Origin of the sequence: Streptomyces anandii JCM 4720 (assembly GCF_014650655.1) — a bacterium.
In the GTDB taxonomy this organism is placed as follows: Bacteria; Actinomycetota; Actinomycetes; order Streptomycetales; family Streptomycetaceae; genus Streptomyces; species Streptomyces anandii.
Genome location: NZ_BMVJ01000007.1, coordinates 176,560 through 191,934 on the forward strand (window position 1 = coordinate 176,560; position 15,375 = coordinate 191,934).

Genomic DNA, 15,375 nt, shown 5'->3' on the forward strand with positions numbered 1-15,375 from the left:
GGGGCATGCCGGCTCGCACCGCTGGGGAGGGCGGGCCGCCGCTCGCCGACGTGCGGGTCACGGCGATGGCGTGGGCATGCCATTGGTTGCCTGACCAAGAAGCTACGCACGTAGACCCGGGGCTGGGAAGGGGGTCCGGTGGCTGCCGTTGGTCTACGCCTGCGAAATACTGACGGAGCTGCGGCGATGGCCGCGCCTGACGGAAACTTTCAGGACCGGGAAAACTCGAGGCAGGGGCTGACGTGCAGGAAGACGCGAAAGGCGACGGGCGCGAGGCCGAGCCCAGCGCGTCGCCGAGTGGACCGGACCGGCCGTTCCTGGCCCTGGAACGCGAACTGACGGTGCTGTTGCGGCGGGCGCGGGCCAGCCAGGGGGAGATGGCCCGCGAGGTCCACCCGGACCTGGAGTCCGCCGCGTACGGGCTGCTGGTCCGGCTGGACGAGTGCGGGGGGCGGCGGGCCACGGAGCTCGCCGCGTACATCGGCGTGGGCAAGGCCACCATGTCCCGCCAGCTGCGCGCCCTGGAGGAACTGGGTCTGGTCGCAAGGGAACCGGACCCGGCGGACGGCCGGGCCTGGCTGATCGCCCTCACCGACGAGGGCCGCCGCCGCGTGGGCCGCGTCCGCGAGGCCCGCCGAGCCCGCTACGTCCGCCAACTCGCCCACTGGCAACGCGGCGAGGTCGCAGAGCTGGCCCGCCTCCTCCACGAACTGAACGAGGGCGCGGAAAAGTAGCCGGGAGCGCCGCCGTCCACCGAAACACGCGCGGCCGGGGGCCGGTGACGGGGTGGCCGGTGGCGTCCGGCTGGTGGCCGGGGGACCAGTGGCGGTGCGGCCGGGGGGCGACCGGGGGCCGGGTTGCCGGGCGCCCGGTGGTCGTGCGGCCAGTGGCCGGGGTCCGGGTAACCGGGGGCGCCGCCCGCCGGAACACGGCGTCCGCGTGTGCCGGAGGGCTGGTGGCCGTGTGGCTGGGCGGTCTGTGGCCGGGGACCGGTGGCCGGGTGGCCGGGGCCGACGTGCCCGTCGGAACGCGGTGGCCGTCGGCCGGGCGCCCGGGCGCCCGGTGGCCCTGTGACCGGGGCCGGTGGCCGTGCGGTCGGGGGTCGGGAGCCCGGGGGCGTGCGGCCGGTGCCCGGGGGCGTGGGCTTGGGCGGGTGTTCGGTGGGTCATGGCTCCACGAAGACCGCTGTAGCGTCGTCGTGGGTCTTGCTGCGGCGCAAGTACGTGCGTTCCTCCTCGTCCGCTGTTTCCAGGGACCGTACGCGGTTCACCAGGGCGCGGGCGCCCTCCTTGCGCAACAGGCCGACGCACTGGGTCCAGTCGCCCTCGTGGAACTTCTCCACCCACCTCGCCGCGCCGTCCGTCAGCGCGGCCAGGGCGCGGACACCGGAGAGCGGCACGCTGCCCGTCACGGCGCGGCCGGCCACCGAGGGATCCGCGGCGGCGGTGAAGAAGCCGCCCTCCTTGTTGCGGATCTCGGCGTCGATCAGCGCGTCGGTGGCCAGCGAGGCACGCGGCAGGCGGGCCAGCCGGTCGTCGAGGACCGCGGTGACCTCGCCGGCCGGGGACTCCAGCAGCAGCACCGAGTCGGACAGGACCAGGTAGTCGAGGGTCCCGGCCGACCAGCGGGCCAGCACGACGGTTGCCTGAGGTGTCCGCGGGTGAGAAAGGTCACAAGTGATCTTGTGGGCCTCGGCGGTCCTGGAGATCGCGCGCGCGAGAATCTCCGGCAGCGTCAGATCTGGGCAGGAAACGGTCAGTTCGGTCAGGGCGCCGCCCAGCCGGGCGGTGAACCAGGGGACCGAATGCAGACATCCCGTACCGGTCCTCGGCGGTGTCACGCCGTCCAGGACGACCAGGCAACCGCCCTGCCCAAAGGCGGGTACCCCGACGCTCGCGAAGTCCTCGTTGGGGCGGTCCTCGTGGCCGGGCTCCGAAACAACTTCAGTGCGCATCCGGCCAGTCTGCACGAGGCCTTCACAAGGTTTGCGAAAGGCTGGCAACCGGCGGCGAATTGACGCAGCGACGCAGGTCAGACGCCTGTTTTGGGCTGGAATGGCGTGCTCCGTCGACCCGTGGCGGCGAATCCTGCCAAAGCCTGCCGCAGACGTCCAACCGGCCCACCGCACCGGGCCGTCGCACGTGCCGCGGAGACTTGCCCGCCAACTCCCCTCCGATGTTCACTCCTTCGGGTGGCCGGTCGGACGATGCGGGACCACCACCCACCGGCACTGGGAGGGTCGGAAAACGATGCAGGTCCCCCTGCTCGAGCCAAGCCGAGAGCCCGGGGGAGGGTGTACGCACCCGTCGTCCGACAACTGACGGAACGTCACCCGGGCCCATGGGTAGACGAGTACAGGAATGCGAGCACCGGTGCAGAAGACGCGGCCTCGGCGCACAGGCAAGCAGACGGCCCCGGCGGGGATCCCCGGGCCCGTGCCCGGCACGGCTCCCGGCACCCCGGCCACCCCTGTCGGCAAGGGCCGGCCGACCCACGTACGCAACCGGCTCATCGCCGCCGTCGCCGTGGTGGCCGCCGCCGTGGCCGGCGCCGGCGCCCCCTCCCTCGTCGCCGCCTCCGGGCAGCTGAGCGACTCCCAGGACCTGGTGACGCTCGCCGGCCGGACCCAGGACGCGCTCGCCCTGGCCCACTCCCTCGCCGACGAACGCGACGAGGTCACCTCCTACGTCGCCGCCGGCCGCCCCAAGTCCAAGGCGCCCTCCGAGCAGCGCAGCACCCGCGTGGACCGCCAGGTCGACGAACTGCGTGCCGACCCCGACACGCCCGCCTGGCTGCGCACCGACCTGGACGGCATCGCCGCCGTGCGCCGCGCCGCGCTCACCGGGCAGAGCACCGCGCTCCAGGCCCACCAGGCGTACTCCGCCGCCATCGCCGAACTGCACAGGCTGGCCGAGCAGCTCGCCGACAGCATGCCCCCGCGGGCCGGGTCCGGCGCCCACTCCCTGGCCGAGCTCGACACCGCCGTCCAGCAGGCCGCGGCCGCCCGCGGACTGCTGCTCGCGGCCCTCAGCGTGCCGCACTCCACGCAGACCGTGATCAGCCCCGTCACCGGCCTGCCCACCACGACCAGTACCTCCTCGGCCGCCGAGACCAAGCAGCGCGACGCCCTCAGCGCCGCCGCCCAGCAGGCCCGGGTGCGCTCCGACGCGGCCCTCGCCGGCTTCCGCGACACCGCGCCCGACGCGGCCCGCGAGTCCTACGACTCCACCGTCACCGGGCCGGAGACCGGCTCCGCCGAGTCCTACCTGACCAAGCTCACCGACCGGCCCACGCTCTCCGACTCCGAGCTCAACACCAGCACCACGAAGGCCGAGGCGGCCCTCACCGCCCGTATCGACCTGATGCGCGGTGTGGAGTCCTCCCTCTACGACCACCGCACCAAGGACCTCGCCAAGCTCCGTGACGACGATGTCACCGACCTGGAGCTGCGCATCGCCCTGCTCGGCGCCCTCCTGCTGCTCACCATCGCCGTGGCCACCGCCCTGGCCCGCACCCTGACCCGTCCCCTCGCCGTGCTGCGCCTGGGCTCCGCCCGGCTGGCAGGCGCCGAGGACGCCACCACCGCGGACCCGATCTCCTTCACCGGCCGCAACGACGAGTTCGCACAGGTCGTCCGCTCCGTCAACGAACTGCACGCCCGGGCCGCCGCCCTCGCCGAGCGGGTCGCCACCCTGGAGTCCGACCGCAAGCACCTGGTCGGCCAGCGCCAGAAGATGGCCGACGCCCGCGAGGAGCTGCGCGCCGAACTCGCCGCCTCCGCCGCCCAGATGGAGCGGCTGCGCAGCAGCATCGGCGGCACCTTCGTCAACCTGGCGCTGCGCACCCTCGGCCTGGTCGAGCGGCAGCTCGCCGTCATCGAGGGCCTGGAGGACCGCGAGCAGGACCCCGACCGCCTCGCCACGCTCTTCCGGCTCGACCACTTCGCCACCGTGATGCGCCGGCACAGCGAGAACCTCCTCGTGCTGGCCGGCACCGAGCACGTGCAGCAGCACGCCGGACCCGTCCCGCTCGTCGACGTCGTACGCGCCGCGGTCAGCGAGATCGAGCGCTACGAACGGGTCCGCATCGCCGCCCTGCCCCCGCACGCGCATGTGGCCGGCTTCGCCGCGGACGATCTGTCCCACCTGCTCGCCGAGCTGATGGAGAACGCCACCTCGTTCTCCCCGCCCGACCAGCCGGTGGAGGTCTCCGGGTGGCTCCTGGAGAACGGCGAGATCATGCTCTCCGTCCAGGACGAGGGCATCGGCATGGCCGGCGAGCGCATGGCCCGCCTCAACGCCCGCCTCGCCGACTTCGACCCCGAGTCCCCCTACGACCAGGAGGGCGAGGACGGGCTGGGCCTCGGCCTGTACGTGGTCGCGCGGCTCGCCCACCGGCACGGGGTGCGGGTCCAGCTGCGCGAGCAGAGGCAGGGCGGCACCGCGGCGGTCGTGGTCGTACCCCAGACCCTGCTCGCGGCCGCGCCCTCCGAGGCCGTGCCCGCCTCCGGCCCGGCCCATGGCGGCCCCCGCACCTACTCCCTCCCCGGCGCGAACGCCGAGGCCAACTCCAACGTCCTGCACGGCCGTGCGGAGTCCGCCGACCCCCTGGTCGCCCTGGCCGAACACGCCACCCGCCAGGCGGAGGCCACCGCTCCCGCCGAGCGGGAAACGCCGGGTGCGCCCCCGACCGACGCGCCCGCGGACGACGCGCCCGCGTCCGACGCGCCCGCCCCCGCGGACGAGGCGGCACCCACCGACGAGGCGGCCCCCGCCGACGAGACCACGTCCACCACCGGCTCGGCGACGACCGCGGCCGCGTACCCGCCGCCCGGCCCGGCCGAGGACGCCGCGGACCTCGCGGAGCACCCCGGCCACCCGGCGGAGTCCCCCGCCGAGACCACCATGGAGCTCCTGCTCCCCTCCCAGCCCCAGCCCCAGCCCGGGGCCGAGGCCCCCTCCGGCCACCCGGAGGAGCCCTTCCGCGTCCACGCCCCGCGAATCGAGGACGCACCGTTCCCGCAGGGCCCCCCTGAGAGCCGCACCCGCACGCACGAGCCGGAAACCGCGACGGATGCGGAACCCGGGCCCGAGACCGAGGCGGAGCACCACCGTGCCCAGGCCGAGGCGGACGACGAACCCGTCACCGCCAAGGGCCTGCCCAAGCGCACTCCCAAGATCACCGCACCCACCCCGGCCCCCCGCCGGCGCACCGGCTCCGTCGACGCCGAGGCACTCCGCCGCCGACTGGGAGGCTTCCGTCAGGGCGCCCAGGCCGGCCAGCGCGCCGTAGCGGCGGAGATCGCGGACCGGACGGGCGGCAACGACCGGCCGGCCGTCCCCGCACCCGGCCTCGGCCACAGCGACGCACACGCCGAAGAAACCACGGGGGGCACAGTCGAGGAGGCAAGCAGTTGACCGCGCCCAGTACCTTCGGACTGAGCAGTGAGGCCCGCAACCTGCACTGGCTGCTGACCAACCTCGTCGAGGAGGTACCCGGCATCGAATCGGTGGCCGTGGTCTCCTCCGACGGCCTGCTGCTGCTCTCCTCCGATCCCGGCCGCAACTCCGAGGCCCGCGAGAGCCGAGCGGCGGCCCGCACGGGCCCGCGCGGCTCCTCGGCCGACCTGGCCACCATCGTCTCCGGCATCGGCAGCCTCACCATCGGCGCGGCCAAGCTGATGGACTCCGGCGCCGTCAAGCACACGATGGTGGCGATGGACGAGGGCAGCGTGTTCGTGATGTCGATCAGCGACGGCTCGCTGCTCGGCGTGCACGGCTCCGCCGACTGCGACATGAGCGTCGTGGCGTACCACATGGCGCTCTTCGTGGGCCGGGCCGGGCACGTGCTGACGCCCGAACTGCGCAGCGAGCTGAGGAAGTCCCTGGAGTCCGATCCGGCGGGGAGTCACCGATGAGCATTCCCATGAGCGGCCCGGCGAACCCCGCGCACCAGCACCGGCTCCCGGTGCGCGGCGGGGACCGCAAGCCCGCCCGCGTCCGCCCCTACTCGCTCACCGGCGGCCGTACCCGCTTCGGCCACGTCCTCCTGGTGGAGACGTTCGTGGCCGCGCTGGAGGCTCCCGAGGAGCGCAAGGAGCTGACGAACGGTTCGCTCTCCACCCGGGTCATGCCGGAGATGCGGGCCATCGTCGAACTGTGCCGCCGTATGCGCACGGTGGCCGAGATCGCCGCGCTGCTGAAGATGCCGCTCGGTGTGGTCCGCGTGCTCCTGAGCGACCTCGCGGACCAGGGAAAGATCCGTGTGTACGGAACCGGGACCGGTCACGGCACCGGCCGTCCGGACCGCGCTCTGCTGGAAAGGGTGCTGAGTGGACTCCGCCGTCTCTGACGCCGCCGGCGTCGCCCCCCTCGTCGTCGAGCCCGACGAGGACCTGAAGTCCTGGCAGACGGACCGCACCCGCGCCCCGATCGCCACGAAGATAGTGGTGGCCGGCGGCTTCGGCGTCGGCAAGACCACGCTGGTCACCGCGGTCTCGGAGATCACGCCGCTGCAGACCGAGGCGCTGATGACCGAGGCGAGCGAGGAGACCGACGACCTCACCGCCACGCCGGGCAAGGTGACCACCACGGTGGCCATGGACTTCGGCCGCATCACGCTCGACGACGACCTGGTCCTCTACCTGTTCGGCACGCCGGGGCAGCAGCGGTTCTGGTTCATGTGGGACGACCTGGTGCGCGGCGCGATCGGCGCCGTCGTCCTGGCCGACACCCGCCGGCTGAAGGACTGCTTCCCGGCGCTGGACTACTTCGAGAGCTGCGGACTGCCGTACGTCGTGGCCGTCAACCACTTCGACGGCACCGAGCTGTTCGAGCCGGAGGACGTGCGGGAGGCGCTGACGATCCCCCCGCACATACCTGTCATGATCATGGACGCGCGGCGCCGGATCTCGGCGATCGAGACCCTGCTGGCCCTCGTGGCCCACGCCCTCGAGGAAACCCCCGAGTGAACGGGGGACCGCCCAGAGCAGTCCCTCCCGCCGTCCAGAAGTCCTAGGAGGCACCACCCGCATGCGCAAGATACTCGTCGTGGGGGCCGGCCAGTCCGGTCTCCAGCTCGCCCTCGGCCTCCAGTCGCACGGGTACGAGGTCACCCTGATGTCCAACCGGACCGCGGACGAGATCCGCTCCGGCCGGGTCATGTCGACGCAGTGCATGTTCCACACGGCGCTCCAGCACGAGCGCGACCTGAAGCTGAACTTCTGGGAGTCGCAGGCGCCGAGGATCGAGGGCCTCGGCGTCTCCGTCGCCGCCCCCGGCTCCTTCGACCCGGGCCCCTCGCAGCGCGCGATCGACTGGGTGGGCCGGCTGGACGGGTACGCGCAGTCGGTGGACCAGCGGGTGAAGATGGCCGGCTGGATGGAGACCTTCGCCCAGCGCGGCGGCCAGCTCGTCGTCCACGGCGCCGCGGTCGGCGACCTCGACTACTTCTCCCGCGCCTACGACCTGGTGCTGGTCTCCGCGGGCAAGGGCGAGCTGGTGTCGATGTTCGAGCGGGACGCCTCCCGCTCCCCGTACAGCCGGCCGCAGCGGGCGCTCGCGGTGGCGTACGTGCACGGCCTCGGCCCGCGCCCGGAGCACCCCGACTTCGACGCGGTCCGCTGCAACCTGGTCCCGGGCGTCGGCGAGTTGTTCATCATGCCGACGTACACCCTCTCCGGCCGCGCCGACATCCTGTTCTGGGAGGGCGTCCCGGGCGGCCCGCTGGACGTGTTCAACGGCGTCAAGGACCCGGCCGAGCACCTGCGCCTGACCCTGGAGCTCATGGAGAAGTTCCTGCCCTGGGAGTACGCGCGCGCCACGGACGTCGAGCTCACGGACGCCGGCGGCACGCTGGCCGGGCGCTACGCCCCGACGGTGCGCAAGCCGATCGGCCGGCTGCCCGGCGGCGGCCTGGTCCTCGGCGTCGCCGACGTCGTCGTCGCCAACGACCCGATCACCGGCCAGGGCTCCAACTCGGCCTCCAAGTGCGCCGCCGCCTACCTCGCCTCGATCCTCGAGCACGGCGACAAGCCGTTCGACGAGGAGTGGATGCAGCAGACCTTCGACCGGTACTGGAACACCGCCCAGCACGTCACCAAGTGGACGAACGCCATGCTCGCCCCGCCGCCCGAGCACGTCCTGAACCTGATCGGCGCGGCCGGTCAGCTCCAGCCGGTCGCCGACCGCTTCGCCAACGCCTTCAACGACCCGGCCGACTTCGAGAACTTCTTCTTCGAGCCGGAGAAGACGGCGGCCTATCTGGCCGAGGTCACCGGAGCGCCGGCCGCGTAGAGCCCGGTGTCCGGCCCGTTCAGGGCGCCCGCGGGAAGCTTCACCGGCGTGTAGTGCGCGAGGGGCTTCCCGCCCGGGTCGGGCCGTACGGCGCCCAGCACCGGGGCGGCGGCGACGGGCGACACCGTCACCTTCGCGCCGGGCCTCGGCGCCTGGACCACCATGCCGTCGCCGAGGTAGAGGGCGACATGGGTGGCCTCGGGGAAGTAGACCACCAGGTCGCCCGGTCGCAGCTCGTTCAGCGGGATCCGCTTCAGCCGCGCCCACTGCTGCTGGCTGGTGCGCGGGATGGCCGTCCCGGCGTGCTGCCAGGCCTGCGAGGTCAGCCCCGAGCAGTCGTAGGCCTTCGGGCCGGCCGCGCCCCACCGGTACGGCTTGCCGACCTGCCGCACCGCGTAGCCCACCGCCTCCTCGCCCTCCTCGGTGGGCGGCCGGTCGTCGCCGAGCGCGCCGGAGGCCAGGAGCTTCCGCTGCGCCTCGGCGGTCCCGTTCCGCTCGAACTCGGCGAGGGCGGTGAGCTGTTCCGTGCTGAGCGAGGCGAGCAGCCGCTCGACCTCGTGCAGCCGGCCCTGGACGTCGTCCCGGGCGCGCTGCTGCCGCTGGGCGAGGGCGAGCTGGGTGTCGAGCGCCTTGCGGGCCTCGCGGGCGAGTTCGTCCGCCCGCTTCTCGCTGCCGGCCAGCCGCCCCAGGGTCCCGGCCCGCTCCCGCGCCAGCTGCCCGATCACATGTCCCTCGTCGAGCGCGCGCTGCGGATCACGGGCCAGCAGCAGCCGTAGGTACGGGGAGAGGGCGCCGGAACTTCCCTGGTACTGCTCGCGGGCGAGCCGTCCGGCGTCCCCCCGGCTGTCGTGCAGGGCGAGCCGGGCGCGGGCGAGACCGGCGTTCAGGCGGGCGACCTCGGCGCGCTGCCTCGTCAGCTGCTCGGCGGCGGAGTTGTAGGTCTCGGTGGCCTGCTCGGTCTGCCGGTACAGCTTCTGGAGGTCCGTCAGCAGATCGGCCACCGACCGCTGTCCGGGTTCCGTGGGCGCGGGCACGGCCACGGCTCCCACCGGCGCCAGGGCTGCCTGCGCCGCCACCGCCGCCGTGCACACCAGACGCAGCACTCTTCCCGACACGCCATCACCTCCGGTGCGGGGCGGCCCTTCCGCTCCACACCGTGAGGATTGGACGTATGAACCGACTTGTGTGCCCGTTGTGGGCCGTCCGGCCCAGCGCGCTCACCCGCCGGTGTCACCCGGCTTGCCTCCGGGCCCTTCCGGGTCCTGCGAACCGCTCCCGGTCCCGGGCTTGGACCACGGCCACCTGAGCCGCCCGCCGCGCCCGCCCTTCCCTCCCTCGGGGTCGAACTCGTACTTCCACCCCAGCGGCACCCCGAGCCGCTTGCTCTGGCCGCGCGGCACCCGGCGGTAGACCAGCACGGTCGGCGGACCGCCGGCCGCGTCCGGGACCGGGATGCGGTACGTCTTGGGCGGGTGCCCGGTGGGTCCCAGCAGCACGGGCAGCACCCGGCCGTCCATGGGCCCGCCCTCGAAGGGGGTGTCTTGGCTCTTCACGGCACCAGTGTCAGCCATCCTGCGCGGACAGCACCTGTTCCACGAGTGCGGCGGTCTGCGGGTCCCGGCCGGCGGTCACGGCCATCACGGCCGTGAACTGCTCGACCAGCCAGTCCCGCAGCTCTCCCACGGGCGGCTGCTTGTCCTCGTCGAGCCAGATGAGGGAGGCTGCCTCCACGGCCGTGATCCACATGCGCACGGTCATCCGCAGCCGGGGCCCGGGTTCCCTGACGCCCAGGTGGCTGAGGATGTGCTCGGCGGCGGCGCGGCGCACCCCGTCCACGATGGCGGTCGTGCGCGAGGTCTCCACGACGCTGCCGCCCTGGAGCAGCGCGGTGAAACCGGCGTCGTGCTCGTCGACGAAGGCCAGGTAGCGGTCCAGGGCGCGGGCGAGGCGGGGCAGGAGCGGGCCGTCGTGCGGCTCGTCGAAGCAGTGCCGCAGCTCCTCGGCGGCCGAGCGCAGGGCGGCCTCGTAGAGCTGCTGCTTGCCGCCGGGGAAGTACCGGTACACCAGCGGCCGCGACACCCCGGCCGCCTCCGCCACGTCGTCCAGCGAGACCTCCTCGGGCGCGCGGTGCGCGAAGAGCGACAGCGCCGCGTCGAGCAATTGCGCCCGCCGCTCCTCGACGCTGAGGCGGCGGTAGGCGGGCGTGGACGCGGCAGCACTCATGCCCGGCAGCGTAATCGCCCCCCGCCGGGACCACCCGCGCGAGCGCCGCCCGCGCGGGTGGTCCCGCGGCGGCCGGACCGCGGCCCGGGCGGCAGAGGCCGGCGGCTCGGGCATCGGGGAGCCGCCGGCCTGCTCGGGGGAGGGGTCAGGCCAGCAGCCCGGAGGACTTCCACAGCCGTCGGCCCACTCCGCGCAGCACGCCGATGTCGTCGAGGAAGTCCGTCAGCCGCTTGGCGCCCGTCTGCATGACCTCGCGCCGGTGCCCGCTGGCCTTCACCTGGGCCATGGCCTCGCGCTTGTCCAGGCCGACGTTCGTGTAGATCTCCGGGTTGACGAAGGCCACCGAGAACACCCGGGCGAACTCGCCGCTGGTCACCCGGGTGAACTCCTGCGACCACTTCGGCGCCGTCATCATCTGCCGGCGCAGCTCCTCGCGGGCGTACCGCACGTGCCGCGCCTCCTCGACCACGTGGATGCGCGTGACCCCCCGGATCAGCGTCTGCACCCGCTCGTCGGGGAACGTCAGCCGCTGCATCCAGTCCAGGACCTCCTCGCCGAGCAGCGTCGCCGTGAAGGAGCCGGGGGTGGTGGAGATGGTCTTGAAGAGCCGGCCGAGGTTCTGGTGCGCCCGGCTCACCGGGTACCAGGGCGTGCCGCCGCGCTGGATCACGCGGGCGAACATCTTCGAGTGCCGGCACTCGTCCTCGATCTCGGTCAGCGCGTACCGCACGTGCGCGCTCGTCGCCGGCTTGTCGTAGATGTGCCGCACGAGCAGCTGCATCAGGATCAGCTCGAACCAGATGCCGAGCGAGGCGAGGGCGGCCGCCTCGTGCTGGGAGAGCAGGATCCGCTGCTCCTCGCTCATCCGCTTCCACATCGGCGTGTCGTACAACGACACCAGCTCCGGCGGCCAGAACCACTTGCCCTCCTCGAAGGGCGCGTCCCAGTCCAGCTCCTTGTCCGGGTCGAAGGAGTGCTTGGCGGACGAGTCGAGCAGCCGCTCCGCCACCTGTTCCCGGTCCTTGAGCAGGCCGAGCGCGTCGCGCAGTCCGGCGAGCGCGTCGGCTTCCGTCACGGTCGTCATGGCTGTCCACCTCGTCGTACGGGGGTGCGGCTGGGGTCGCTGGTTACCCGCGGGTCAGTTCTTCCGCCTCTTATGAGACTGCTTGTCAGCAAGCCCGTCAATCCCTTGCACATGACTTGTTGACTGGGCGTCTACGTGTGAGCCTGCCGGTATGCCGACCTACGACCTGTACGCCAACGACCCCGGCGACCCCCACTGGCAGGTCCCCGCTTCCGGCGCGGCGCGCTTCAGCTGGGAGTACGACGAAGGACGCGACCGACTGCTCGCCCTGTACCAGAAGGGCAAGGACAAGCAGTGGGACGGGCAGAAGCGGATCGACTGGGACCTCGAAGTCGACCCGTACGACCCGCTCGGCACCCCCGAGGAGGCGATGACCCTCTACGGGACGCGCCACTGGGACCGGATGACCGAGCGCGACAAGGGCGAGCTGCGGCAGCACTTCGCCTCCTGGCAGTTCAGCCAGTTCCTGCACGGCGAGCAGGGCGCCATGATCTGCGCCGCCCGGATCGTGGAGTCCGTCCCCGACCTCGACGCCAAGTTCTACTCGGCCACCCAGACCATGGACGAGGCCCGGCACGCCGAGATCTACGCCCGCTTCCTGCACGAGAAGATCCAGCTGGTCTACCCGATCAACGACAACCTCCAGTCCCTCCTCGGCGACACCCTGCGCGACAGCCGCTGGGACGTGCCCTACCTCGGCATGCAGGTCCTCATCGAGGGCCTCGCGCTCGCCGCCTTCGGCATGATCCGCGACACCACCGACAAGCCCCTGCCCAAGCAGATCCTCGCCTACGTCATGCAGGACGAGGCCCGGCACGTGGCCTTCGGCCGGATGGCGCTGCGCGACTACTACAAGCAGCTCACCGACGCCGAACTGCGCGAGCGCGAGGAGTTCGTCATCGAGGGCTGCCACCTCATGCGCGACCGACTGCGCGGGGTGGAGGTCCTGGAGAACTTCGGCATCCCGAGGGCCGAGGCCGAGGAGCTGAGCGAGCGCTCCGAATTCCTGCAGCTCTTCCGTCAGTTGCTCTTCAGCCGCATCGTCCCGTGCGTGAAGGACATCGGCCTGTGGGGCAAACGGCTGCAGCAGGCCTACGTCGACATGGGCGTCTTCGAGATGGGCAACTCCAACCTCGACCTCCTCATGGCCCAGGACGAGGAGATCGCCGAGAAACTGGACGCGGAACGCTTCGCGGCCGAGGAGCGCGAGCGCGTCGCCGAGGTGGAGGAGGCGATCAAGGAGGGGCGGAGCCTGGCCGGCTGACGCGGGTCCTCACCCCGCCGGCCGGGAGCGCAGCACCGCCTCCATCACCGCCTTGGCGATCGGCGCGGCCGTACCGCCGCCGCTGATGTCCCCGCGCCGCGCCGAGGCGTCCTCCACCACCACCGCGACCGCGACCCTCGGGTCCATGTCGTCCCGGCCCTGCGCCCACGAGACGAACCAGGCGTACGGCGTACCGGCGTTGCCCAGCCCGTGCTGGGCGGTGCCGGTCTTGCCGCCCACCGTGGCGCCCGGGATCGCGGCGTTGTGGCCGGTGCCCTCGGCGACCACGTCGCACATCAGCTCCCGCAGCCGCACCGCCGTCGTCGGGCGCATCACCTGCCGCAGCGGCCGGGAGCCGGCCGCGGACACCAGGCTCCCGCCGCGGCGCGTGGTGCGCTCCACCAGGTACGGCGCCCGCACCTGCCCGTCGTTCGCGACCGCCGCCGCCACCATCGCCATCTGCAGCGGGGTGGCCCGCGTGTTGTACTGCCCGATGGAGGACAGCGCCAGCTGCGCCCGGTCCACGTGCGTGTCGAACGTGCTCGGCGCGACCGAGAAGGGGATCCGCAGCTCCTTGTCGTTGAAGCCGAAGCCGCGCGCCGCCTCCCGCATGCGGTCCACGCCCACGTCCACGGCGAGCTTGGCGAACACCGTGTTGCACGACCACTCGAAGGCGTACCGCAGCGAGGCGTTCTCGCACCCCTCGGCCTCGTTCGCGAGGCTCGTCCGCGTCCCCGGCAGCCGGTAGGGGTCCGGCGAGTCGGTCGGCGCGTCCAGGTCCGTGACCACGCCCGCGTCCAGCGCCGCCGCCGCGGTGACCACCTTGAACGTCGAGCCGGGCGGATAGGTCTGCCGCACCGCCCGGTTCAGCATCGGCTTCTCCGGGTCGTCGTTCAGCCGCGCCCAGGCCGCCGCCACCGCCGGCCCGTTGCCGGACAGCTCCGCCGGGTCGAAGGACGGCGTGGACGCCATCACCAGGATGCGGCCCGTCGTCGGCTCGATCGCCACGACCGCCCCCTTGCGCGTGCCCAGCCCCTGGAACGCGGCCCGCTGCGCTGCCGGGTCGAGGGTCGTCACCACGTTGCCGCCCGGGCTCTGCGCCCGCGTGAAGTCGTTCCACAGCGGGAAGCCCGCCAGCATCGGGTCGGTGCCCGCGAGCACCCGGTCCTCGGCGTGCTCCAGGAACGTCGTCCCGTACCGCTGCGAGGCGAAGCCGGTGACCGGCGCGTACAACGGCCCGTCCGTGTACGTCCGTTCGTAGCGCAGCTGCTCACCGGTGTCCCGGGAGCCGGTCACCGCCCGCCCGCCGACCAGGATCTGCCCGCGCGGCTGCTCGTAACGGGCGATCGTGGGGCGGCGGTTGGCCGGGTTGCCGCCGTAGGAGGGGCCCTGGAGCACCTGGAGCCAGGCGGTGTTGACCAGCAGCGCCCCCAGCAGCAGGACGCAGAACGCGGCCGCGTGCCGGATGTACCTGCTCACGGCGCCACCTTCCCGTCGTACTGCCGGCGCGCCACATGGCTCACCCGGATCAGCAGCGCCACGATCGCCCAGTTGGTGACGACCGAGGAGCCGCCCTGGGCGAGGAACGGCATCGCCATGCCGGTCAGCGGGATCAGCCCGGTCACCCCGCCCGCGATCACGAACACCTGGAGCGCCACGATCGAGGCCAGCCCCACCGCGAGCAGCCGCCCGAAGGGGTCACGCAGGGCGAGGCCCGCCCGGTAGCCGCGCTCGACCAGCAGCGCGTAGAGCAGGAAGACCGCCGACAGCCCGGCCAGCCCCAGCTCCTCCCCGGCCGTGGCCAGGATGAAGTCCGACTTGGCGGCGAACCCGACGAGGATCGAGTGCCCGAGGCCCAGCCCCGTGCCCAGCACCCCGCCCGCCGCGAACGAGAACAGCGACTGCGCCACCTGGCCCGGGCCGCGGCCCTCCTCGATCGACGCGAACGGGTGCAGCCACTCCTCCACCCGGCTGTGCACATGCGGCTCCAGCCAGCCCACGGCCACCGCGCCCGCCGCCGCCAGCAGCAGCCCCACCGCGATCCAGCCGGTGCGCCCGGTCGCCACGTACAGCAGCACGACGAACAGTCCGAAGAACAGCAGCGAGGTCCCGAGGTCGCGCTCCAGCACCAGCACGCCCACGCTCAGCAACCAGATCGCCACCACCGGACCCAGCACCCGCCCGGTGGGCAGCTGCAGCCGCCACACCTGGCGGCCGGTGTACGCCAGCGCGCTGCGGCCCGCGGCCAGGTACGCGGCGAAGAACACCGCCAGCAGCACCTTCGCGAACTCGCCCGGCTGGAAGGAGAATCCGCCGAGCCGGATCCAGATGCGGGCGCCGTTCACCGGCGGGAACAGGATCGGCAGGGTGAGCAGCGCGAGCGCGGCGACTACGCACACGTAGGAGTAGCGCTGGAGCCAGCGGTGGTCGCGCAGCACCAGCACCACCAGGATGAACAGCGCCACGCCCACCGTGGACCACACCAACTGCACCGGAGCGGCCCGCTCGCC

14 protein-coding genes are annotated in these 15,375 nt (G+C 73.0%); 7 read left to right on the forward strand and 7 right to left on the reverse strand.

The genetic code is table 11. The features are described 5' to 3' along the window. Positions 1-242 precede the first annotated feature (242 nt). Positions 243-734, forward strand: coding sequence for a MarR family winged helix-turn-helix transcriptional regulator (locus tag IE249_RS15260; RefSeq protein ID WP_189705360.1), 492 nt, complete (start codon positions 243-245; stop codon positions 732-734). Between the two features lie 431 nt (positions 735-1,165). On the opposite strand, the gene IE249_RS15265 is transcribed toward IE249_RS15260, so the two are convergent. Further along, the gene (locus IE249_RS15265) at positions 1,166-1,954 is read right to left on the reverse strand and encodes a protein phosphatase 2C domain-containing protein (RefSeq protein ID WP_189705361.1); all 789 of its coding nucleotides are present in this window, start codon (positions 1,952-1,954) and stop codon (positions 1,166-1,168) included. A 418-nt stretch (positions 1,955-2,372) separates the two neighbouring features. Here IE249_RS15265 and IE249_RS15270 point away from each other — a divergent pair, with 418 nt between their 5' ends. The 5 genes from IE249_RS15270 (at position 2,373) to IE249_RS15290 (ending at position 8,294) form a co-directional block, all read left to right on the forward strand. After that, the gene (locus IE249_RS15270; RefSeq protein WP_229858515.1) at positions 2,373-5,417 is read left to right on the forward strand and encodes a sensor histidine kinase; all 3,045 of its coding nucleotides are present in this window, start codon (positions 2,373-2,375) and stop codon (positions 5,415-5,417) included. Beyond that, on the forward strand, positions 5,414-5,917 hold the full coding sequence (locus IE249_RS15275; RefSeq protein WP_189705363.1) for a roadblock/LC7 domain-containing protein: 504 nt from the start codon (positions 5,414-5,416) through the stop codon (positions 5,915-5,917). The genes IE249_RS15270 and IE249_RS15275 overlap by 4 nt, the downstream gene beginning before the upstream one ends. Next, on the forward strand, positions 5,914-6,351 hold the full coding sequence (locus IE249_RS15280; protein WP_373304390.1) for a DUF742 domain-containing protein: 438 nt from the start codon (positions 5,914-5,916) through the stop codon (positions 6,349-6,351). The genes IE249_RS15275 and IE249_RS15280 overlap by 4 nt, the downstream gene beginning before the upstream one ends. Further along, complete coding sequence (locus IE249_RS15285; protein WP_189705364.1) at positions 6,332-6,970, forward strand: GTP-binding protein; 639 nt, start codon at positions 6,332-6,334, stop codon at positions 6,968-6,970. The genes IE249_RS15280 and IE249_RS15285 overlap by 20 nt, the downstream gene beginning before the upstream one ends. 61 nt (positions 6,971-7,031) lie before the next feature. Then, positions 7,032-8,294: a styrene monooxygenase/indole monooxygenase family protein gene (locus IE249_RS15290; RefSeq protein ID WP_189705365.1), complete on the forward strand. Its 1,263-nt coding sequence runs from the start codon at positions 7,032-7,034 to the stop codon at positions 8,292-8,294. Here the strand turns inward: IE249_RS15290 and IE249_RS15295 are convergent. The 4 genes from IE249_RS15295 to IE249_RS15310 form a co-directional block, all read right to left on the reverse strand. Next, positions 8,258-9,409, reverse strand: coding sequence for a C40 family peptidase (locus IE249_RS15295; RefSeq protein WP_189705366.1), 1,152 nt, complete (start codon positions 9,407-9,409; stop codon positions 8,258-8,260). The genes IE249_RS15290 and IE249_RS15295 overlap by 37 nt on opposite strands. A 102-nt stretch (positions 9,410-9,511) precedes the next feature. Further along, a complete protein-coding gene (locus tag IE249_RS15300) occupies positions 9,512-9,847 on the reverse strand; it encodes a DUF8847 domain-containing protein (RefSeq protein WP_189705367.1) in 336 nt (111 codons plus the stop codon). Between the two features lie 10 nt (positions 9,848-9,857). Continuing rightward, positions 9,858-10,517, reverse strand: coding sequence for a TetR/AcrR family transcriptional regulator (locus IE249_RS15305; RefSeq protein ID WP_189705368.1), 660 nt, complete (start codon positions 10,515-10,517; stop codon positions 9,858-9,860). Between the two features lie 145 nt (positions 10,518-10,662). Beyond that, positions 10,663-11,601, reverse strand: a complete 939-nt coding sequence (locus tag IE249_RS15310; RefSeq protein WP_189705369.1) for an AurF N-oxygenase family protein — start codon at positions 11,599-11,601, stop codon at positions 10,663-10,665. A 151-nt stretch (positions 11,602-11,752) separates the two neighbouring features. Here IE249_RS15310 and IE249_RS15315 point away from each other — a divergent pair, with 151 nt between their 5' ends. Continuing rightward, a complete protein-coding gene (locus IE249_RS15315; RefSeq protein ID WP_189705370.1) occupies positions 11,753-12,865 on the forward strand; it encodes a ferritin-like domain-containing protein in 1,113 nt (370 codons plus the stop codon). A 9-nt stretch (positions 12,866-12,874) separates the two neighbouring features. Here IE249_RS15315 and IE249_RS15320 read toward each other — a convergent pair whose 3' ends face one another. Together IE249_RS15320 and IE249_RS15325 are read right to left on the reverse strand one after the other, a co-directional pair. After that, entirely contained in the window at positions 12,875-14,344 is a 1,470-nt protein-coding gene (locus IE249_RS15320; RefSeq protein WP_189705371.1) for a penicillin-binding transpeptidase domain-containing protein, read from the reverse strand. Then, positions 14,341-15,375 (reverse strand): FtsW/RodA/SpoVE family cell cycle protein (locus IE249_RS15325; RefSeq protein WP_229858518.1); only part of this gene is annotated, 1,035 nt, incomplete at its 5' end. The genes IE249_RS15325 and IE249_RS15320, both read right to left, overlap by 4 nt.

Coding starts and splice junctions, on each gene's coding strand:
- IE249_RS15265 (WP_189705361.1), bottom strand. CDS start 1,954: ATGCGCACTGAAGTTGTTTCGGAGCCCGGCCACGAGGACCGCCCCAAC.
- IE249_RS15280 (WP_373304390.1), top strand. CDS start 5,914: ATGAGCATTCCCATGAGCGGCCCGGCGAACCCCGCGCACCAGCACCGG.
- IE249_RS15290 (WP_189705365.1), top strand. CDS start 7,032: ATGCGCAAGATACTCGTCGTGGGGGCCGGCCAGTCCGGTCTCCAGCTC.
- IE249_RS15305 (WP_189705368.1), bottom strand. CDS start 10,517: ATGAGTGCTGCCGCGTCCACGCCCGCCTACCGCCGCCTCAGCGTCGAG.
- IE249_RS15310 (WP_189705369.1), bottom strand. CDS start 11,601: ATGACGACCGTGACGGAAGCCGACGCGCTCGCCGGACTGCGCGACGCG.
- IE249_RS15315 (WP_189705370.1), top strand. CDS start 11,753: ATGCCGACCTACGACCTGTACGCCAACGACCCCGGCGACCCCCACTGG.